The 20704-nt window shown below is 67.1% G+C and carries 14 protein-coding genes and 4 pseudogenes; 13 read left to right on the forward strand and 5 right to left on the reverse strand.

Translation table 11 applies throughout. The features are described from left to right. Positions 1–234: 234 nt before the first annotated feature. From C6376_RS40980 to C6376_RS41025, 9 genes and pseudogenes are all read left to right on the forward strand, one after another. Positions 235–879, forward strand: coding sequence for a TetR/AcrR family transcriptional regulator (locus C6376_RS40980; RefSeq protein WP_107448277.1), 645 nt, complete (start codon positions 235–237; stop codon positions 877–879). Between the two features lie 668 nt (positions 880–1547). Continuing rightward, on the forward strand, positions 1548–2981 hold the full coding sequence (locus C6376_RS40985) for a GH1 family beta-glucosidase (protein WP_173985825.1): 1434 nt from the start codon (positions 1548–1550) through the stop codon (positions 2979–2981). A gap of 240 nt (positions 2982–3221) precedes the next feature. Beyond that, positions 3222–4559, forward strand: a complete 1338-nt coding sequence (locus C6376_RS40990) for an endo-1,4-beta-xylanase (protein WP_254076282.1) — start codon at positions 3222–3224, stop codon at positions 4557–4559. A gap of 102 nt (positions 4560–4661) precedes the next feature. Beyond that, positions 4662–5039 (forward strand): annotated as a pseudogene (locus C6376_RS40995) (DUF418 domain-containing protein); the annotation flags it as partial. Positions 5040–5197: 158 nt separating this feature from the next. Continuing rightward, the gene (locus tag C6376_RS41000; RefSeq protein ID WP_107448279.1) at positions 5198–6304 is read left to right on the forward strand and encodes an ABC transporter substrate-binding protein; all 1107 of its coding nucleotides are present in this window, start codon (positions 5198–5200) and stop codon (positions 6302–6304) included. 730 nt (positions 6305–7034) lie between these two features. Next, a pseudogene (locus C6376_RS41010) lies at positions 7035–7942 on the forward strand (IS5 family transposase). Between the two features lie 452 nt (positions 7943–8394). Then, positions 8395–9234: a ribosome-inactivating family protein gene (locus tag C6376_RS41015; RefSeq protein ID WP_159083443.1), complete on the forward strand. Its 840-nt coding sequence runs from the start codon at positions 8395–8397 to the stop codon at positions 9232–9234. Between the two features lie 199 nt (positions 9235–9433). Then, on the forward strand, positions 9434–11173 hold the full coding sequence (locus tag C6376_RS44900; protein ID WP_216825671.1) for a LamG domain-containing protein: 1740 nt from the start codon (positions 9434–9436) through the stop codon (positions 11171–11173). A gap of 350 nt (positions 11174–11523) precedes the next feature. Next, positions 11524–12353 (forward strand): annotated as a pseudogene (locus tag C6376_RS41025) (IS5 family transposase). A 187-nt stretch (positions 12354–12540) separates the two neighbouring features. On the opposite strand, the gene C6376_RS41030 reads toward C6376_RS41025, so the two are convergent. The 3 genes from C6376_RS41030 to C6376_RS41040 are packed head-to-tail and all read right to left on the reverse strand — an operon-like array spanning position 12541 to position 15286. After that, on the reverse strand, positions 12541–14754 hold the full coding sequence (locus tag C6376_RS41030) for a LuxR C-terminal-related transcriptional regulator (RefSeq protein ID WP_254076283.1): 2214 nt from the start codon (positions 14752–14754) through the stop codon (positions 12541–12543). 47 nt (positions 14755–14801) lie between these two features. Next, on the reverse strand, positions 14802–15029 hold the full coding sequence (locus C6376_RS46290; RefSeq protein ID WP_301554734.1) for an SDR family NAD(P)-dependent oxidoreductase: 228 nt from the start codon (positions 15027–15029) through the stop codon (positions 14802–14804). Beyond that, positions 15026–15286: a hypothetical protein gene (locus C6376_RS41040; protein WP_216825672.1), complete on the reverse strand. Its 261-nt coding sequence runs from the start codon at positions 15284–15286 to the stop codon at positions 15026–15028. The genes C6376_RS46290 and C6376_RS41040 overlap by 4 nt, the downstream gene beginning before the upstream one ends. 192 nt (positions 15287–15478) lie before the next feature. On the opposite strand from C6376_RS41040, the gene C6376_RS41045 reads away from it, so the two are divergent. Next, on the forward strand, positions 15479–15670 hold the full coding sequence (locus C6376_RS41045) for a hypothetical protein (protein ID WP_254076284.1): 192 nt from the start codon (positions 15479–15481) through the stop codon (positions 15668–15670). Positions 15671–16194: 524 nt separating this feature from the next. Here C6376_RS41045 and C6376_RS41050 read toward each other — a convergent pair. Next, complete coding sequence (locus C6376_RS41050; RefSeq protein ID WP_216825673.1) at positions 16195–17031, reverse strand: amidohydrolase; 837 nt, start codon at positions 17029–17031, stop codon at positions 16195–16197. A gap of 65 nt (positions 17032–17096) precedes the next feature. On the opposite strand from C6376_RS41050, the gene C6376_RS41055 reads away from it, so the two are divergent. From C6376_RS41055 to C6376_RS41065, 3 genes are all read left to right on the forward strand, one after another. Then, positions 17097–17861 carry a GntR family transcriptional regulator gene (locus C6376_RS41055; protein ID WP_107448284.1) on the forward strand — a complete coding sequence of 255 codons (765 nt, stop codon included), beginning with the start codon at positions 17097–17099 and terminating at the stop codon, positions 17859–17861. A 47-nt stretch (positions 17862–17908) separates the two neighbouring features. Then, a complete protein-coding gene (locus C6376_RS41060; RefSeq protein ID WP_107448286.1) occupies positions 17909–19186 on the forward strand; it encodes an MFS transporter in 1278 nt (425 codons plus the stop codon). A 347-nt stretch (positions 19187–19533) separates the two neighbouring features. Further along, entirely contained in the window at positions 19534–19779 is a 246-nt protein-coding gene (locus tag C6376_RS41065) for a hypothetical protein (RefSeq protein WP_216825674.1), read from the forward strand. Positions 19780–19842: 63 nt separating this feature from the next. Here C6376_RS41065 and C6376_RS41070 read toward each other — a convergent pair. After that, positions 19843–20638 (reverse strand): annotated as a pseudogene (locus tag C6376_RS41070) (transposase family protein). Positions 20639–20704: the final 66 nt, after the last annotated feature.

Genomic DNA, 20704 nt, shown 5'->3' on the forward strand with positions numbered 1-20704 from the left:
TTCCGCGGCGACAAGGCGGCCGCCCTGGGCCGCTGCGCGCTCCTGCGTCATGCCCGAACCCTGTCGCCCGAAGGTCGCACAAGCCGCTGCGTCCCCAGCTGAGGTGTCGTCTCGGATGTCGCGGTGGCGGCCAGTATCACGTAACACAGTTCACGTGACAAGTATTCGCTCAGGTTTCATCGTCACGCCCGCACCCAGGCCAAGCGCGACACCACCTCGCTGTATGTTGAGGACATGGCGGAACGCACCGGGCCTCGGGGGCCCTATCGCAAGGGGCTTCAGCGCCGCCGAGAGATCATCGCCGCTGCAGCCGAGCTCTTTGCTGAATCTGGATACGCGCACTCGTCGATGCGCGAGCTCGCCAGGCGCATGCGCCTCACGCAGACAGGGGTCCTTCACCACTTCGCCGACAAGGAAGAACTCCTTGTAGAAGTACTCGGTCTGCGCGACTCGTCGGTCGCCGACTACCTGTCGGAGCTCGATGCCACCGATGTCGCGACCCGGTCGCGGGAGGTCGCGCGCCATTCCGCGGAGCACGAGGGGCTGACGTCCCTGTTCATCATCCTCTCCGCTGAGGCGATCGATCGCGACCACCCGGCGCACACCTACTTCGTCGAGCATTACCGCTTGGCGCAGACGCAGACGCTCGATCCCGGTCCCGAGACTTCCGGGCACGCCCTGGTCAGCCCGGAGGTGATCGCCACCCTGGGAATCGCTGTGCAGGATGGACTGCAGCTCCAGCGGCGATACCGGGACGACCTCGATGTCGTCGAGGCTGTCGACGCCTTCTGGCGCCTCGTAGCAGCTGCCCGGGCGCACTGGTCGCAGCACCCGGCGCCGGAAGATTCCGGCCGGGGCGACGGCGACGACTCCGACTGAATGGTGGTCGAGGCCCGCGGCGCAGGCGATGTCGGGCTGGTTTGGGGCAAGCGCACCGGTCCAGAGCTGGTGCTCGGCTGGGGGTGGGGGAGTGGTCCGAAGCGAGCGCAGCTGGCAAGGTTGGACCCGCCCCGCGGCTAGCAGGAACCGCGTCGGCTGAGGTCGGGGCGGCTAGGTCAATTCCTCCATCGCCGTGGCAGTGGCGAGTCGCGTTATTGCGCCCTTCGGTTACCTGACGAGCTGGCCAGCGATCGCGGTCGAAGGGAGCTACGGCAGGACTGCCGACGCATGCCGGAACCCTGCAAGGGAGTCGGGGTCATGTGCACGCCCGCAGCCTCCAACGCACTGAGCCAGAGAGTGTCGGCGTCGACTGGGGTCGCGCTTGCGGAGTACCTCACGCACCTCCGCCTACACGCGCTCTTCAGTGCCCCCAGGCTCCAACTAGCTGGAGCAGCACCCCTCAAGGAATGGCCGTTCGTGCCCACGGCGCTCGGTCATGCCTTTCAGGCAACGGGCTTCACGCTTCCCTGATCAGCTGTGATGCCGCCGGACGCAGCCGCAGTGTGCGGGCCTTCCGGGAGCGAGACGCCAGAGTTCGCTCAGCCCCTGTGCCGATAACAGTTCAGGTGTTAGGTTTTGGCGCGCCACGTCACCAGAGAGGCTGTTTCATGTATCGCGACTCGATCGCCCGCGGGCACCTGACGTTCCCGTCCGACTTCATCCTTGGCGCCGCGACCGCCGCTTACCAGATCGAGGGCGGCGTGGGCGAGGGCGGACGGGGGCCGTCCATCTGGGACACATTCAGTCGCACGCCGGGAAAGACTGCCCAAGGTGCAACCGGTGACGTCGCCGCGGACCACTACCATCAGGTCGAGATCGATCTCGACCTGATGGCCTCCCTCAACCTCGACACCTACCGGTTCTCCATCTCCTGGCCGCGCGTGATGCCCACGGGCGAAGGTGCAGTCAATCCAGAGGGCCTGGCGTTCTACTCCCGGCTCATCGACGGCCTGCTCTCACGCGGAATCACACCGATCGTGACGCTCAACCACTGGGATCTCCCCCAGGTACTGGAGGACCGCTATGGCGGCTGGCGGGGACGCGAGACCGCCTTTGCCTTCGAGAAGTACGCGGAGATCGTGGGCGCCGCCCTTGGAGACCGGGTCGCCATGTGGTCGACGCACAACGAGCCGTGGAACAACTCGTTCGCCGGATACGGCAGTGGGGCGTTCGCGCCCGGTGTGAAAAGCCACGCGGATGCACTCAAGGCCGCACACCATCTCAACCTTTCGCACGGGCTTGCGGTGGCAGCGCTGCGGCGAACCGTGAAGCACCCCGATGCTCAGATTTCCGTTGTGCTGAACATCTTCCGCATCGAAGCCGAGACCCCGGAGGATGCTGAGGCCGCGCGTCGCTTCGATGCCGTAGCCAACCGCGTCTTCACAGGGCCGATGCTTTGCGGGGAGTACCCAGCCGACCTTCTCGACGACACCCGTACCTTCACCGACTGGAGCTTCGTGCACCCAGGCGACGTGAAGATCTGCCATCAACCGATCGACCTGCTCGGGGTCAACTACTACGAGGTCATGCACGTACGCGCGAAGCCGGACTTCGACCCCGCTACCGAAGCCACGGGCGGTACGGCCTTTCCTGGCTCGGAACGCATCGAAATCGTTCGTCGAGGCGATCTGGAGCGAACGGCCATGGACTGGGGAATCGAGCCACGAGGGCTGGAGGACCACCTGGTCGCCCTCTCGAAGGAGTTTCCCGAGTTGCCCATCATGGTCATGGAGAACGGTGCGGCATTCGCGGATGTGGTCAGCGAATCCAACGGCCAGCGCATGGTCCTGGACCGCGACCGGACGCAGTTCCTCATCGATCATGCAACGGCGACTCACCGCGCTCGGGAGCGCGGCGCGAATGTCGTGGGATACCTCGTGTGGTCGCTGCTCGACAACTTCGAATGGGCTGAGGGGTACGGTCCTCGCTTCGGAATCATCCGCGTCGACTACGACACTCAAGAACGCATTCCGAAGCTGAGCGCGCACTGGCTCTCCGAGTTCTGTGCAACGAAGGTCGTCCCGGTCCTCGCCAATCAGTGAGGTGACCGGGCGGGTCCAGATGGACCCTGCACAACGTCGGGGCCACATGACGAAGCCGCATAACTACGATGTGCCCGACGCAGCACTGATCAGGTCAGTTCCCGCAGCCGGCGAACCCCGAGTAGCGGCCCCCGGCCGAAACCTGCTTGCGATACCGCCTGCCGCGAAACAACCCATTCTCCCAGGATCGCTGCCGCGCTCTCGGGCCATCCATCACACATGAATGTGAGGCACCATTCAATGAGAACGCACCGCATCGTTGCGGCGCTCGTAACCGTGACCATGGGACTCGCGACGGCGGCCATCCCAGTCGCCAGCGCCTCAGCCAATTCGTCCCCCACTCTCCGAGAACTAGCGGCGGGCGAGGGGATCCTCATCGGGTCCGGGGCGATCAACCCCAGCTACCTCGACGAATCTCAGTTCGGCGAGGTTCTGGCGGATCAGTTCGCCAGCCTGTCGCCCGAGAACGAGCTCAAGTGGAACTTCGTCCAACCCCAGGAAGGCAGCTTCGACTTCGCCGGCCTTGACCGGCTCGTCGGCTTCGCAGAAGACAACAACATGGTAGTCAAGGGTCACGGCCTCATCTCAGGCTGCTGCAACCCAGGCTACGTGACCGCGATCACCGACCCGGACGAACTCCGCACGGTCATGAGCACCCACTTCAACACGATCATGGACCGCTACGCCGGCAAAATGGACCGGTGGGACGTCGTGACCGAGCCGTTCTCCACATTCGGCGGAACGGGCCTAGAGAAGAACGACTTCTACAAGGTTCTCGGCGCGGACTACATCGCGGAAGCATTCCGCATCGCCCACGCCGCCGATCCCGAGGCCAAGCTGTTCCTCAACGAATCCCTGGTGGAGTTCTACCCGGAAAAGCGCCAAGAGCTCTACGATCTCGTTGCCGGCCTGGTTGCCGACGGCGTCCCCATCGACGGCGTGGGCTTCGAGATGCACGAGACCCAGGCGGGCCCCGAGCCCGGGGTCATCACACAGATGGCGAACTCCTACCACGCTCTCGGACTCGACGTCGCCATCACTGAACTCGACGTGCACACCTACGACGTCGACCAGCAGACGCAGATCTACGGGGACATCGTTGCCGAGGCACTGGCGGCGGGAATCCGGGACATCAGCTTCTGGGGCTTCACCGACAAGCACGCCTACACCTGGCTGCCCGGCGCGAAGCCGCTCATGTTCGACGAGGACTACAACCCCAAGCCGGCCTACTTCGCCGTCCGGGACGCGCTGCAGAGCTTTGTCGAGAACACTTCAGCACCGGGCGCCGGAACCCTCTCGAACACCAGTCGACGGACGCACGGCCGCCACGACGGCAACTACAGCGTCACGATGAACCTCCGGCACGGGACCCGGGGCAGCTTCTACCGCCTGTACGAGAACGGCAAGCTCATCTCCGCGCGCGTGCCCGACGCGGTCAGAGGCACTTCGTCAGTCGAGACGACATTCACGGATAAGCCCAACGGCACCTACGTCTACCGGGCCGAACTGATCAACTCGAAGGGCACCACGGCCACCAACACCACGACCGTCACCGTCTGTAGCCCAAGCCAAGCCTGACCAAGAGAAACGAGCCCCCTTCGATGAAGCCGTAGGACACCTTCGGCACCGGTGCGGCGTTCACGGCCTCCAGAGATGACCCGCGCGTGGCGGGCCTGATCCGGCTCGGCCTCCTCGGCCTGGTGGTCCGACACCTGGAGCTTCCCGTCCGGCGTCACGCTGGCAGAGCTGATGGTGGCCTCGCCGCACAGTGAGACGACCCTGTCGATGCTGGCCCACACTGGCGTCGCGCTCGCCGTCCTCGTCGCATGCCTGGCTGCGGTGGACGCCTTCCCGTGCGTCCACCGCCTGGCCCGTCCGGTCATTGCGGTCGGCACGATGTCGCTGACCGCGTACGTCTTCCACGTCGTCGGCATTCGGGTTCTCGGCATCGAGGAACTGCCTGGCTCGCCCCTGCACGTGCTGCTCAGCTTCATCGCCGCCGTGACCGTGTTCGCCACGCTGTGGTCCCGCTTCTTCCGACGTGGCCCTCTGTGCTGGGGAAGGCCACCGTCCGCTGAGCACACTGCGCCCCCTGTCTCGTCCTGTCCCCTCACTCGAGCGATCGGAGCTCCACGATGCTGTCCAGCCCTCTCTCTAGCCCGAACCCCGGCCCTCGACGGCTGCTTCCTCGCGTTCTTCTGTCGGTCGCCGTCACGATGAGCGTGGTCGCCACTGGAATGGCTCTCGGCACCGCCCGTTCCGACGCCGGGACCGGTGGGGAGGAGACCCGGTCTCTCGACCAGCTGTACGCCGAGGCCAAGGCCGAGGGCGGAAAGCTCGTCGTCTACGCGGGCGGCGACTGGAAAGATCAGCAGAACGACACCAAGAACGCGTTCGAGAAGCGCTTCCCCAATATCAAGGTGGAGATGGTTGTCGACTACAGCAAGTATCACAACGCACGCATCGACAACCAACTCGCCACGGACAGCCTCGTGCCCGACGTGGTTCAGTTGCAGACGCTGCCCGACTTCGAACGCTGGAAGCGCGAGGGAGTGCTGCTTCCGTACAAGCCCGCCGGTTTCGGCAAGGTCTACAACAAGTTCAAGGACAAGGACGGCGCCTGGGTCGCCACAGACGTCCTGGCCTTCGGCGCGGCCTACAACAAGAACCTCGTGGGAACGGGCGCGCCCCGCAGCGTCCGGGACTTCGCGGACCCGCGGTGGAAGGGCCGCATCGCCTCGGCGTACCCCAACGACGACGACGCGACGCTCTACCTCTACAGCCGATACGTGAAGAAGTTCGGCTGGGCCTGGCTGGCAGCAATGGCAGGCAACACCGAGTTCCTGCGCGGCTCCGACTCCGCCGGCAACCAGATGGCGGAAGGGAAGAAGGCCATCGGCCTCGGCGGCTGGGTCACCCCCGACTCCGGGGACGACCCCGAGGCCACCACGGTCGGCATGCTTCCCCGCACGGACGACCCGTTCGTCGCCTGGGGGCAGCGCGAGTCGATTCTCAAGGACGCCCGTCATCCGGCCGCCGCCAAGCTCTTCCTCAACTGGCAGTTGTCTAAGGAGCGGCAGACCAGCGACCTCTGGTCGGTCCGCACCGACGTGGCCGCACCCGCCGGACTGAAGAAGGTCTGGCAGTACGACAACGCCGGCATCGACGGATTCCCCGCGTTCCTGCGGGACCGCGCCGCGGCCGAGCGCATCCGCCAGCAGATGACGGTGTACATCGGCGAGGTTAAGGGCGAACCGACCCCGGGCCGCCTGGGCACGCATCCAGGCAGTCCCATCCCGAGCGGAAGCGCCGACGGCCGCTGAGATCCGCCGCCCCGGATCCGCGTTTCGCCGGTCGATTCCGCTCGGCGTCCGCCGCCGCGTGACAGCCGCCCATGGCTCTTGTGTCTACTGACACCGTCTGTCACGCGGGGCGGTCTGCATCGCGTAGAGCCGATAGGGGAGTGGCGGCGGCCGGGCGTCAATGCCGTCGCGCCGGGCTACTTCGCCGCTGAGATGACCCCCGCCGCGATTCCTACGGAAAGCCTCATGACGTTCGTCCGGCAGACCAGTCCGATAGGCAGGCTGGGCTTCAGCGTGAGCTCGACGCCGGGGGCGTCTTCTCGCTGACCCCGCCTCGTTCCACATCTCACGCTCCGGACCGTCGTTGCGTTCCACCGCGCATGCCCCTTGATGAGGCGTCAGCTCCAGCCCGGCAGCCTGTCGGAGCCGCCTCGCACAACACTCGGTGTTGAGAGGAATCCGAGACTGGCGACCGGCAGATACGCGGTCGAGCCGCCTGACCGTCCGCCACGGTGATCGTGCTTTTCGTTCCAGCAGTCCTCGCTCCCCGCCTGGCCAGACAGGTGAGCTGCCGTCAGGCTGCAGCGATGGACATTCAGATTGTCCCAGACGACCACGACAGGCCCGCCGAGCGGCAGGTGAGCCCGGACGAGAGGGTTCCAGGTAGTCCTGCCGGGCGAACCCGCGGTGCACACCCCGGTGATGGCCCTAGAGCGTGTCTCTTTTTGACGGGTCTATCCCTTGATCGGATGTGTCTGTCCGGTTACTGATCACTGATGCGATGTGGGAACCGGATCGAGCCGCTGATGCCGGCCGATCCGGTCCGTGGACGACGGTGGGCCAACCACCGCCGCACCTTGGAGGCCATCGCGTGGAAGTACCGCACCTGCTCACCCTGGAGAGACCTCCCGGAGTAGCCCGAGCCGTTTCAGACCGTCCACAAACACCTGATCAGGTGGGCCGTGGACGGCACATGGGAACAGGTCCTCGCGGCGGTCCTTTCAGTGGCTGATGCCGATGACGACGCGGACTGGACAGTCTCTGTCGACTCCACTGTCTGCCGGGCTCACCAGCATTCGGCAGGAGTCAGGAAAAAAAACGGGGTGTCCGATCGATCGGAGCCTGAGGACCACGCACTCGGACGCTCTCGTGGTGGCTTGAGCACGAAGGTCCACCTGGCCAGTGACAGCCGGGCACGGCCTCTGTCCATCCACGTCACCGCAGGCCAGGCCGGCGACGCGCCGGCCATCGAGGCGGTCAGGGCCGGAATCCGGACCCCGCGAGGAGGACCCGGCAGGCCAAGAACCCGCCCTACGTCTGTCCTTGCGGATCGCGCCTACTCCTCCCACGCAATCTGCAGGCACCTCTGCAGACGCGGCTATCCGCGCGGTCATCCCGCAGCTCTCCGACCAGATCGGCCACCGCCTGCGGCGAGACCGCGCCGGAGACCGCCCTCCCGGCTTCGACGCCGAGACATACACAGAGCGCAATACTGTCGAGCGGTGCATCGCCCGACTCAAGCAGTGGCGCGACCTCGCCATACAGACGGACAAGCTCGCCATCTCCTACCAGGCCGCACTCCACCTTGCCGCCATCCTCATCTGGACCCGGCGCCCGGATGGCGTCCCGTTCGGCGGGGAATCATGCGCTCACCCGTAGGGCAACCCCGTAAAACCACCTGGGCCCCGGAACAGGACGCACTGGCGAAAGAGCCGGTAGCCCTCGGGGAACCCCCGCCCTGATCATTGTCGCTATGACGCACGGCCGGGCTTGAAGCCCACCGCGACGGCTCTGGGTTCGCGCACACGCAGCCCGAGTCGTTTCATGTGTCACTCCCCGGCGGCCCCACTCGCCCGCGCCCAGTACGGAGAGCTGTCCCGGCTCGACCGGCTACCCATCCATCCGCGAAGTGGCATGCCACCCATCTGGAGAGTGCAGAAACTATGGCCGAACCGGTAAGCAATAGAGCCCGTGAGAAGTCTCCAAGCAGCCAACTGACAGTCGGACCGAACCGGTTCTGGTTCCTGGCCAATGGCGCCGTCGCCAGGCCTCGGACCGCCGCCGTCCTGGCCGCCCTCGTGCTAGCCCTGATTGCCACACTGGTCGGTCCCATGGGGACGGTGCAGTCCGCGCGTGCCAACGACGGCAACCCGATGTTCCGCGTCGGGCAAGACTTCGGCTACGACTACATCGAGTTCATCAACGACATCCGCCGACGGGTCAACGACGGCCAGACTGGCCAGGTGCCAGGTGCTGGTAGCACCTACATGGTGCAGCACACCAACCCCAACAGCGTCTCGTCGTACCTCCAGGTCGATATCCAGATGTGGGGCAGCTCCCACTTCGTGCGTCTGCAGCTGCGCCGGTCGGACCTGTACGTGCTCGGCTGGTGGGACCGCAACAACAACTACCGCTACCTGGGGAGTCGCACCGTCACACGCACCAGCGCGGAAGCCCAGCGGATGGAGAACGGTGAGAACCGCCCTCCTGACAACGCGTTCCGGGCCTCGTTCCAGGAGGACTACCCCAGCCTCGAAACCGCGGCTCACGAACGCCGCGCGAACATGCCGATCAGCCGCGACTCCATCAGCGCGGCCGCCTGGTACCTCTACGACTCCGACAACACCCAGAACATGGCGCGGGGAGTGCTGAGGATGATCCAGTTCGTCGCCGAAGCCACCCGATTCCGCCCCTTGCGGGACAGTATCTCCACCGTTATCGGCACAAACGGCATCTACTCTATTCCACCGCAGATCGCTGCGCAGGAGAATCAATGGGGCCGGCTGAGCGGTCGCTTCAACTGGCTTCTCGGTTTCCCGCAGGGCTACCGTGACCCCCACCCCCTCACTGCTTACCGGCGGGACGCCTACGGCAGCGCCGTGGTGATCGTCCTCTACACGGCGATCCAGTACGCGCGATACATCCTCGGGACGTCCAAGGGACGAAACTGACTTCCGGCTGATCCAACTCCCGCACACGGCGCTTGCCCATGCACCGGGGCCGACAGACCAATGCCTGCGCAGGGCAAGGTGCCAGCGGCCCCCGAAGGGCGCCTCCCGCCCCGGCCTCTTGTGCGCCTCGAGAGGCGAGAAAGCCCTTTAGCACGGCCATCCAGGCGGACAGCCACCGAAAGCTTTGAAAGGGAAGACCATGCGAAGAAAGAATCCGGCCGACGCCGTGCGTCAAGCTGGTTCCGGCCCGACCCGCCCGGCACGGCGGCGGTTGTCCGCCGGTCTCCTCGCCTTCGTCTCGCTGGCACTGGTCGGCGGGGGATCACTGATGGTTGCCGGGCCGGCGCAGGCGGATGTCACCGACGGCCTGGTGTTGCGCTACAAGCTGGACGAGACGTCCGGCACGGTCGCCCACGACTCCTCCGGCAACGGACGCGACGGCACCGTCAACGGCACCGTCGACTGGAAGGGCGCGTCCGGGCTGAGCTTCAATGGCAGCAACACCTACGTCAAGGTTCCCGACAACATCATGGCCGGGCTCAACTCGATCACTGTCGACTTCGACGTGTGGATCGACCCGGCCATGGGCAAGCCGTACTTTTTCTACGGCTTCGGAAACACCAGCGGCAGCAACGGCAACGGCTACCTGTTCGCCACCGGTAATGCGTTCCATGCATCGGTCTCGATGACCGACTACACCGCCAAGCAGGACATCTGGCCGTCGAACACGTCCTACCAGCTGGCGCGCGGCATGTGGAAGCACGTGACGTACACCCAGACGGGCACCACGGGCATCCTGTACGAGAACGGAGTGGAGAAGGCCCGCAAGTCCAACCTGACGATCACCCCTGGTGCGATCGGCGGCGGAACAACGACCGCGGACTACATCGGCCGTTCCCTGTATGCGAACGACCAGTACTTCAAGGGCCGTATGCGGGACTTCCGCGTCTACGACCGGGCGCTTCCGGCCGCCGAGGTACGGGCCGTCGCGAACGAGACCGAGGAGGAGTGGGCGCAGGTCCAGGCCCTGGCCTCTCACAACCAGGCGCTTGATGTATTCCAGGACCCCACCGTCGGGCCCGTCATCATCTTCCCCTCCGACTACACGGGCGACATCGACAACCTGGAGGCTCCGCCCAACTGGACCGACGGGTACGGGAACGCACCCACTTCCTGGCCCACCCCTACAACAGCGAGGAGCCCGCAGTTCACGGTCGGCCAGATCTCCACCATCCAGGACGCTGTCATGACGGCGGTGCAGCCGGAGGACGGCAGCACCAACTACCGGCTGAACATCTACTACGACGGTATGCACGACCAGGTAGTGGCGCAGACCGACGCCCCCTCGTCGATCACCGACCCGCTGGCCACCCAATACGCCGGCCAGCTGGTGGTCAAGAGCGACGCCGTGGCGTCCGGCAAGTGTGCGCCGCACCAGACCGCCATGGCCGAGTCACTCGGCGAGAACGCGGCTCCCGCGAGCGGCACCAACGATGTCACGACGCAGCTTCAGTGGCAGCAGGTCCAGGCTCTGGCCGACTACAACTGCGCGCTCACCGCATTCGATGACCCCAACATCGGGCCCGTCGTCATCTTCCCCTCCGACTACACCGGCGACATCAACGATCTGACGAAGCCGCCGGGCTGGACCGACCAGTACGGGCAGGTCCCGGTCAGCTGGCCGAGCCCGACCACCGCCAAAAGCCCCCAGTTCACCCTCGCCCAGATCAAGGGCATCCAGACCGCGGCCGTCGACCAGATTGCGGGCGCCAGCAATGACACCACCAACTACAGCGTGGACGTCCACTACGACGGAGCAAACGACCGCGTCGTGGTGCAGACCGACGCCCCATCGTCGGTCACCGACCCGCTGCTGACCACTTACCCAAACCGGGTCGTGATCAAGCCGGCATCGACGCCGACGGCCAGCGACGGCTAAGGACGACCAGTAATCCGGTCTGACTTCGCGACCCCGCCTCGGGCCTATTGAGGCCCCGCGCTTCTCGAGCTGCGGCATGAGGGTTCCCTTCATGCCGCAGTTCCGCGTCTCCTCGTGCTCGGCAGGTGCCGCCGCGTATGTGCCGAAGCCAATCGCTCGGCCTCGGTTCAGTCCCGACCTACAGCTCGGGAGATTCGCGGCCCGCGCCGGACGGGCCCCGATCCGGGCACGGACCTCGTAGAAGGTCCAGTGTCCGGGAGTAAATGCTCAACCGCCGATTATGCCCTGGTGCACCAGCGGACCTAGGTCGTGTCTTCAATTGATCTTGAGTGGTGGATCATGGTCGGGTGATACGTCGCCATGAACTGTCCGATGAGGAGTGGGAGTTCCTCCGTCCGCTGCTGCCCGAGTCCTTGCGTGGGCGGAAGCGGTTGGACGACCGCACCGTGCTCAACGGGATCGTGTGGAAGTTCCGGACCGGCACCGCCTGGCGGGACGTGCCCGAGCGGTACGGCCCCTGGCACACACTGCACACCCGCTTTCGACGGTGGGCCCTGGACGGCACCTTCGAGCGGATGCTCCAGGCCGCCCAGGCCCGGGCGGACGCGGCGGGAGAGATCGACTGGCTGGTGTCGGTCGACTCCACCGTCGTACGCGCCCACCAGCATGCCGCCGGGGCCCGAAAAGGGGGCGCCGCAGCCCCGCGCTCGGACGCTCCCGGGGCGGCCTGACCAGCAAAATACACCTGGCCTGCGATGCCTTCGGGCGTCCGCTCGCCTTCGTGCTCACGGGCGGCAACACCAACGACTGCACCCAGTTCACCACCGTGATGGAGGCAATCCGGGTGCCCCGCCTCGGTCCGGGACGGCCGCGGGTGCGGCCCGCTCATGTGCTGGGCGACAAGGGCTACAGCTCCCGCGCGATACGCACCTGGCTGCGACGCCGCGGCATCGCTCACACCATCCCCGAGCGGGCCGACCAGATCCGCAACCGGCTGCGGCGCGGCAGCCGAGGCGGGCGCCCGCCGGCCTTCGACAAACAGCTCTACAAGCGGCGCAACGTCGTGGAACGGTGCTTCAACCGCCTCAAGCAGTGGCGCGGCATCGCGACCCGCTACGACAAGACCGCCGAGTCCTACCAGGCAGCCGTCACCCTCGCCTCGCTCCTGATGTGGGCGTGACATTTGAAGACAGCTCCTAGCTCAACCACGCCTGCCAGCAGTGGGACATCGTCCTGGCCGACGGATAGACCCGGACGGCGTGTCTGCATCCCTTCCGCCATCACGCGTCAGCCGGCACTCGCGATGATCCGCCGATTCCGTCGGCGGACGTCGCACGAGACCGATACCAACGGGATCCTCAACGCGCTCACTCGACCGGCCCCTGAGTCGATACCCACCAGCCCGCGACCTGGGTGCGGGTTCCGAAGCCGAGCTTCGCTCGGATGTTCCCCACGTGGAAGTCGACCGTGCGCGGCGAGAGGAACAGCCTGGTGGCGATCTGCCGGTTGCTCATGCCCTTGGCCACCAACGCGGCGATCTCCCGTTCCCGGCGCGTCAAGGGGTTGGGAGCGGGGGCCGGCACAGTCGACCCGCCCTCGGCGCCCAGGGCGTGGTCGATGGCCTGACGGGGACTGTCATAACCGCCGCCGACCGCGAGTGCCCCCTCGTACGCCTCGGGGCCCAGAGCGTGCACGATCGACTGTTTGCACCGGGTGTGGTCCTCGTCCAGCGGCGGGCCGAACGCGGAAAGGTCCGCACCCACTTCGCGCCACAGCCTGCGGGCGGAGCCGAGGAGCAGGCCCGCACGCTTGTGCTCCCCGTAGGAAGCGGTGATCCAGGCGAGTGTCTCCATCATCAGCGCGGCGCTGAGCGGCTCGTTGAAGCCCCGCTCGATCTCCAGCGCGGCCCGGACCAGCGCCAGGGCCTCAGCGCGGTCACCCTGTCTCCAGGCGTAACGGCTCAGTGTCCACATCGCATGGGCGCGTGCCCACTGCTCGCCGTGCGCCTCCGAGAAGGCGACCACCTGTCGGGCGGTCTCCGCCCCCGCCGGATTCCCCAGCTCCATCCGCACCGCGGCCAACTGGAACAATGCGAAGACCGCCGAGGCCTCTCCCTCGGCTGCCGTGTGCGCCTCGACCGCGCGCTCGAGCAACGGCACGGCCTCCGCCAACCGCCCCTGGAACGCCGTCAGTGAGCCGCGAAAGCCCACGACATGCGCACATACCACTCGATCGTCCTGCTCCTCGCCCAGTTCCCCGGCCTCGGCCAGCCACCGGTCGGCCGCCCCATGATCACCCTGCAGCAGCGCCACCCAGGATGCGGCGCACAGCGCCCAGGCGCGAGCCGGGGTGGGGTCGGGCGCGGCGGCGAGCGCCCGGTCGAGCTGCCGCCGCCCCTCGGCGAGGAAACCACCGGCGCACCAGTGGAAACGCAGTGCCGCCGCCAGCGCGAGCGTAGCCTGCGGGTCGTCGTCGTGGGCCAGCGCGGCCAGCAGGTTGGCGTGCTCGACACGCAGGCCGACCAGGGCCTTCTCCTGGCCGGGACCGTACCAGCCGTCGGCGACACGAGTGGCGAGGGCGAGGTAGAAGTCACGGTGCCGCAACAGCAGGCGCTCTTCCTCACCCGACTCGGCGAGCCGCTCCCCACCGTACTCGCGGACGCTCTCCAAAAGCCGGTAACGGGGCACGTCCTCGGCTTCCGTGGGCAGGACGACGGACTGGGCGACCAGCCGGTCCAGGAGGTCCAGCACCTCCCGTACGGGGATGCCCTCTCCGGCGCAGATGCCTTCGACCGCGTCCAGATCGAAGCCGCCGACGAAGACCGACAGACGGTTCCACAACAGCCGCTCGGCCGGCGAGCACAGCTCGTAGCTCCACTCCATCGCCGCGCGCAGCGAGCGCTGCCGAGGGCGGGCGGTTCGACTGCCGCCAGTGAGCAGCGCGAAGCGATCCCCCAGCCGGTCCACGGCCTGTTCGACGGTGAGCGTACGCAGCCGGGACGCGGTCAACTCGATGGCCAGCGGCAAGCCGTCCAGATCGGCACACAGCCGGGTGACCGTGTCCCAGTTGGCGTCGGTGATCCGGAAGTCCGCTCGTACGGCGCAGGCGCGGTCCCGCAGGAGTTCGACCGCTTCGTCCGGCACTTTCAGGGGCAGCACGGCGAACACGTTCTCGCCGGCGATGCCGAGCGTCTCGCGGCTCGTCGCCAGGACGCGCAGTTCGGCGCAGGCCGACAACAAAGTGTCCGTCAGCTCGGCGGCTGCCTCGACCAGATGCTCGCAGTTGTCCAGCACGATCAGTGCCCGGCGTCCGGTCAGCTGCTCCGCAAGCTGGTCGAGGGCCGGCCTGGCACCCAGGTCCGTGATCCCTGTCGCGGCGGCGGCCGTGCCCGCCACCGCCGAGGGGTCCCGCACCGGCGCCAGGTCCACCAGCCACGTCCCGTCGGGAAAGGCAGTCTTGGCCGCGGCGGCCGCTTCCAGCGCCAGCCGCGTCTTGCCCACGCCGCCCATCCCGGTGAGCGTCACCAGCCGCACCGAGCCGAGCATCCGGCAGACCTCGGCGATGTCGTGACGCCTGCCCACGAATGTGGTGAACGCCTCAGGCAGGTTGCCTGGAGACCCCGGGACGGTCACATCATCCGCCTCCCGCCAGCTGACCGGGCCCGAACGGCTTGGCGGCCGGTGTCCTGGACCTGCCTCGCAGTCTCGGTGAGTCGGTCAGGGCGGCGGGCGGCGAGGACGACGTCGGCGCCCGCCTCTGCGAGCGCCCGGGCGAATCCGGCGCCGAGGCCGGAACTCGCCCCGGTGACGACGGCGACCTTGCCGTCGAGCCGGAAGAGATCGATAACGTTGGTCATCGCGGCTCCAGGTGGGTCAGAGCACGGAGTCCGGCGGCGGTGAGCGGCGCGACGGCGTGGCCGCCGAACTCCGTGCCGACGTGCGGTGCGAAGACACCCGCATCCTTGGCGGCCCGCTGGAGCCCGATCCGGACGTTCTCGGTCCGCGCGACGCCACGGTGCTGTTCCTCGGCCGGGATCACCATGTTGCGGACGAAGTCGGCGGTGCGGCGCGCGAGGTCCGCGGCGACGGGATCCTGGGTGAGGCCGACTGCCATGGCGACTCCCAGTCTTGGCTAATGAGTATTAGCCAAGACTCTAAGAGGTCGCTTGGTGACATGCACCATGGTGCATGTCACAGTCGCTGACCGAGTCGGCTATCGTTTGTTAGTCCTGAAAGTGGAGGTGAGGGTGAGTCGAGCCGACGACATCCGTGCCGCGGCGCGGCCATCGCCAGCAGCGAAGGCTCTGTGGCACGCCTTCGCCGCGCCACAGAGGCGCACGTTCGCTACCACGCCCGACACCGGCTCGATGCCTTCGTCGGAAACCGTGAGATCCGCTCTCTCGTCGAGCCGCACCACAGCCGCGTACTGGCCCTGCGCGCCGAGTATGAAGCCGGAGTACGGCGACTTCGCCCTCCGCCTCGCGGGCGCAAGCCCTGAAAGCTAGAGCTCCAGTTGTACGGCCCTCTGATGAAATGCCCACTGTGTTGCACCAACGAAGAACCATCAGAAGGGCCCTGGAAGCTCGACGCGCCGCGGCCACCCGGTCCGACGCCGGTCGCTGGCGATGACCAGCTCCGCATGTGCTCGATGAACTGCGACGCAGTCGGCTCACTTTCGGGAACCCGATCCGCGTCCTGGATGCAGGCAATCGTGTCGGCGAGTACGGGGGACCGTTGTCCGGGTCGGAGAAGGCCGGTGGTTACGTCGGCTAACCGGAGCAGGCGGTCGGGCCGGCCGAGGCTCGATGCACGGCTTGCCGCTCCTTTGTTGGTGCCGAGGCCCTCAAGGCCGCGGTCGAGGCTGCGGCTTGCGGAACCGGGTAGCGGCACCAGTATCGGTGCCTGGGAATCTTTCCGATCATCCGAGTTCCGGAACCCTTCCAGGTTGTCCGCGCAGCCCCCGCCCGTCTTTGTGTCGCCGGTACACCCCTGCTCAGCTGTGCCCAGGTGCGGCGATGTGCGTCATCGGTCGACCCCCGCGATGCAAGGAGTCCAGGCGAACAGCCGTGCCGGGTTGGCGCACAGGATCCGCTGGGCTTCGGTGACGCTGAGCTCCGCCGTGAGCCAGCTCAGGGTGGTGCCATAGACCCGGCCATCCTCATGGCGGGTCCAGGGCCAGTCGCTTCCCCACAGCATCCGCTCGCCGCCTCCGGCGCACAGCAGGCTTCGCAACATCGCAGTGGCCGCCTCCGGCGCTGAACGATAGGGCGCGGACGCCTTCACCCACACGTGCTGCGCGGCCAGCAGGCGACAGAGCGCGGCCGAGCCGGGGTAGGACAGGGACGAGGCCGCGGGCAGTCCCAGATGATCGATGACCACCGCGCCGGGCCAGCGCAGCAGCCATGGCTCCAGCTCCTCCCACTGTCGCTGCTGCGCCTGCACTTCCAAATGGAAACCGTGGGTGGCGAGTTCATGGGCCAGGCGCTGCCAGGGTCGCTCGCCCAGCGGGGGCACCGGGCGGCTGATCAAGTTGAGGCGGATCCCGCACACGCCCGCCTCCGCGAGCCGGTCAAGTTCTTCCCCTGGCGTTTGGGAGTCGATGACGGCCACGCCGCGGAGGCGTTCCGGCGCCTTGGCGAGGGCGTTCAGCAGATAGGAGTTGTCCGTTCCGAGAAAGCTTGGCTGCACCAGAACACCTGCCGCAAGGCCATGAGCGTCCAGAAGTGACAGGTAGGCGTCCACCGCGGCGTCGTAGTCCGGGGTGTACCGCCGCTCAACCGCCAGCAGCAGACCGCGTGTGAAGACGTGGGCATGGGTGTCGAAAGCTGCGGGCGGCAACTGAGGTTCGGTGGAAGTCACGAAACCAAAGAATAGTCCTATGAAGGACTAGACGTCAGTAGGACTCAAGCCCTAGCTTTCTGGCCATGCAGTCCATCTCGCCCACGCCAGAGGGTCCTGGAGCGGCCGACCTCGCTCGGACCGACTCGCGCCTGCCGCTGCACGCCCGGCTCCGGGAGGTGCTTGCCGAGCGCATCCGCTCCGGGGAGTGGTCTCCCGATCAGCCGCTGCCCGCTGAGTCCGTCCTGGTCGAGTACTACGGGGTGTCCCTGGGGACGATGAGGCGCGTGTTCCGCGATCTCGTGGACGAGGGTCTACTTGAGCGGCGCCAGGGGACCGGGACGTTCATCCGGAGGGCGTCCCTGGACGCTTCCCTCTTCCGCTTCTTCCGGTTCGGGACCGCGGGGAGCGGCTTTCCCCAGAGCCGCATCCTCTCCGCCGCCCGGCAGGTGAGCACGCCGGCCATCGCCTCCGCCCTTCGCATCACTGCCGGCAGCGAGGTCCTGCACTTTCACCGGCTGAGGCTCTACGACGAGCAGCCCGTCCTCGTCGAGGACATCTGGCTTCCGCTGCCCCTGTTCGAGCCGCTGGAGCGCATCGGCACCGACGACCTCGGTGACCTGCTGTATCCGACGTACGAACGCTGCTGCGGACAGATCGTCGCGGCCGCCACGGAGGAGCTCACCATCGAGACCGCCACCGCGGCCGATGCGCTGCTTCTCGGCTGCGGACGGGGGGAGCCCGTCGCGATCGTCGAACGAGTGGCTCGCTCTCACGACGCCAAGCCGCTGGAGTACCGCCGTTCACGCGGGCTGGCCCGCACCTTCCGCTACCGCATCGACATCCGCTGATCCCCGCTGCTCCGCTCACGTTCCCCGCTCACGGAAAGAGCCGCCCCATGTTTGCTTGGTACCGGGACACCGACAAACCACAAAAACGAGCGTTCTGGGCCGCCTTCGGAGGCTGGACGCTCGAAGCCGCCGACGCCCAGATGTTCGGGCTCGTCCTGCCGACCCTGCTGGCCACCTGGCATCTGAGCACCGGAGCCGCCGGCACTCTCGCCTCCGTCACCCTCATCTTCACCGCGTTCGGCGGCTGGCTCGCGGGCTGGGCCTCCGACCGCTTCGGACGCGTCCGGGTGCTGCAGTGGACGATCATCGTCTACTCCACCGCCACCGTCCTCATCGGCTTCACCACCGACTACTCCCAGCTGATGGTGCTGCGCAGCATTCAGGGCTTCGGCTTCGGCGGCGAGTGGGCGGCGGGAGCTGTCCTGGTCAGCGAGTACATGGGAACCCGCAACCGCGGCCGGGCGCTGGGCACCGTACAGAGCGGGTGGGCGCTCGGCTGGGGCCTCGCCCTGGCGACGTACACCGTCCTGTTCAGCCTGATCCCGGAGGAGTGGGCCTGGCGGTCGATGTTCTGGCTTGGCGCGCTCCCGGCCGCCCTGGTCCTCGTCATCCGCCGCAAGGTCACCGACCCGCCGCTCTACCAGCAGCGCGCCGCGAAGGCCGAGAACCGCGTGTCCCTGCTGCGGATCTTCAAGCCGGACCTGCTTCGGGTCACCCTGCTCGGCGCCCTGCTGGGCCTGGGCAGCCACGGCGGCTACTACGCACTGACCACCTTCCTGCCCACATACCTGCGGACCACCCACGGCCTGTCGGTCCTCAAGACCAGCGGATATCTGGCCGTCTTCATCGCCGCCGCCTTCTTCGGATACCTCGCCTCGGGAACCCTGGCCGACCGCATCGGCCGCCGCAGGAACATCATGTTCTTCGCGGTGATGTGCCTGATCTCGGTCGTGACTTACCTGTTCCTGCCGATCAGCGACACCCAGATGTTCTTCCTCGGCATTCCGCTCGGCTTCTTCTCCGCTGGCATCCCCGCCGGACTCGGATCGCTCTTCGCTGAGCTGTACCCGACCGCGATCCGCGGCACCGGGCAGGGCTTCTGCTACAACTTCGGCCGCATCGTCGCGGCGGCGTTCCCTGCACTCGTCGGTTTCCTCAGCGACAGGCTCGGAATGGGGGTCAGCATCGGCCTGTTCGCGGGCAGCGCCTACGGCATAGCCGTCCTTGCCGTCGCCCTTCTCCCCGAAACCTCGCACAAGGAACTCGACACCCCCGCACTCCCCGCGGACGAAACGCCCGCGCCGCCGGTCGCATCAGCACGCTGAACCAGTCCATGGGCCGCGCCGCTCTCCAAGTCCCCCGACTCGTGCGCAGCCAGAATCCGAGGGGCATCCCCGTATGACCCCCCATGTCTGGTCGCTGCTGCTCATTCTGGCGATAGAGATCATGGCGTTGATCATTCCCCACCGGTCCAACTGGTGACCACGAAGGCCGCGTTGCAGCTGTTGCTTGACATCCATAGGGGCATCAAGTTCGCGGTCCGCTATGTGGCGACCGTCCTCGTAGCGGCCATCAAGGAATGGCTGTGGCCACTCACACGGCTCGTTCCATTCAGACCAGCTAGTGCGAGTCCACACTCGGCCACCTCCTGGCCGACACCCCGCTCACCGCGATGATTTGGTCCGAGATCAACGACGGCGCCCTCGAATTCCTTGCCCGGGCGCAGCGGGAGGGGCTCCTCGCCTCGACCGCGGACCTTGTATGGGCACGGCGGGTCTACTACGCCCTCATCGACGAGGCCCTGCACGGGAACCGCGCGGACCAAGACCTGGACCCGGATCAGGTCCGAAAGAACGCGGACGCCCTGGCGACGCTCATCGTCGACACGCTGCTGCGCGGCGTGGGACCGCAGGGCTGAACCACACGCCGACCGGCGGACGTCGGGCGCCTGCCTCCTCTTGCCCTGGGAGTGGTCCGTCTCTCAAGCTGTGGTCTCGGACAGACGCAATCTATGAGGTCTTTCAGCGTTGCCGCTCCGCTCCAGAGTGAGCACGGCCGCGGAGATTGACGACATTCGATTCGGACTGCACCGGGACTTGCGGAAGATCCGCCAGGACTTCAGTCCGTGCGACGCCGCGTTCGACCGGTGCCCGTGCCGTGGCCAGCGCTCGGCTGATGGTTTGCTGGGTCGGGGTGAGGTCACGGCCCGGCAGGCGTCTGAGGGGTGTTGTCACCCATGGGCCGGCTCCCATGTAGGCGCGGTCGGCGAGGATCGGGACGCCCTGGCGTTCACAGATCCGGATGATCCTGTGGGCGCGGGCCGCAGTGAGATCGTGCGCGCGGCCGGGCATCGTCGGCGAGATCCACAGCAGCCGCCCGGCGGGGTCTGTCACCACCTACACGTTCACCCCGTGTCGGCGGTGCTTGTAGGAGTAGTCGGCCCGGCTGTCGCCGACCCGGTCGCACTCGGCAAGGGTGCCGTCGAGCAGGACGTAGTCCGGGTCCGTCTCGCGCCAAGCACGCAGCAGGCCGGGAGCCCGGTCGGCGAGCAGGTCGACGACGGCTGTCGTGTGGGCGTGGGCGGTGCCGACGGAGATACCGAACCCGGCAGCGAGCTGGGCGAGGGTGTCGTGCCGGCGCAGGTACACCAGGCCGACCAGGGCACGCTGGTGCCGTGGGAGCTTGCAGCGGCGGTCACCCTCGCGGGTGACGATGAGCATGGTGACCCACTCGACCAGGGCGTGAGGCGGGTCGAGTGCGGCAGAATACGGAACCAACGCGGCTCCTGTGCCTGTGGGTTGAGACTTCGAACACCTCCCTCAACGGCACGGGAGCCTCGTGCG

Origin of the sequence: Streptomyces sp. P3, assembly GCF_003032475.1 — a bacterium.
Taxonomy (GTDB): Bacteria; Actinomycetota; Actinomycetes; order Streptomycetales; family Streptomycetaceae; genus Streptomyces.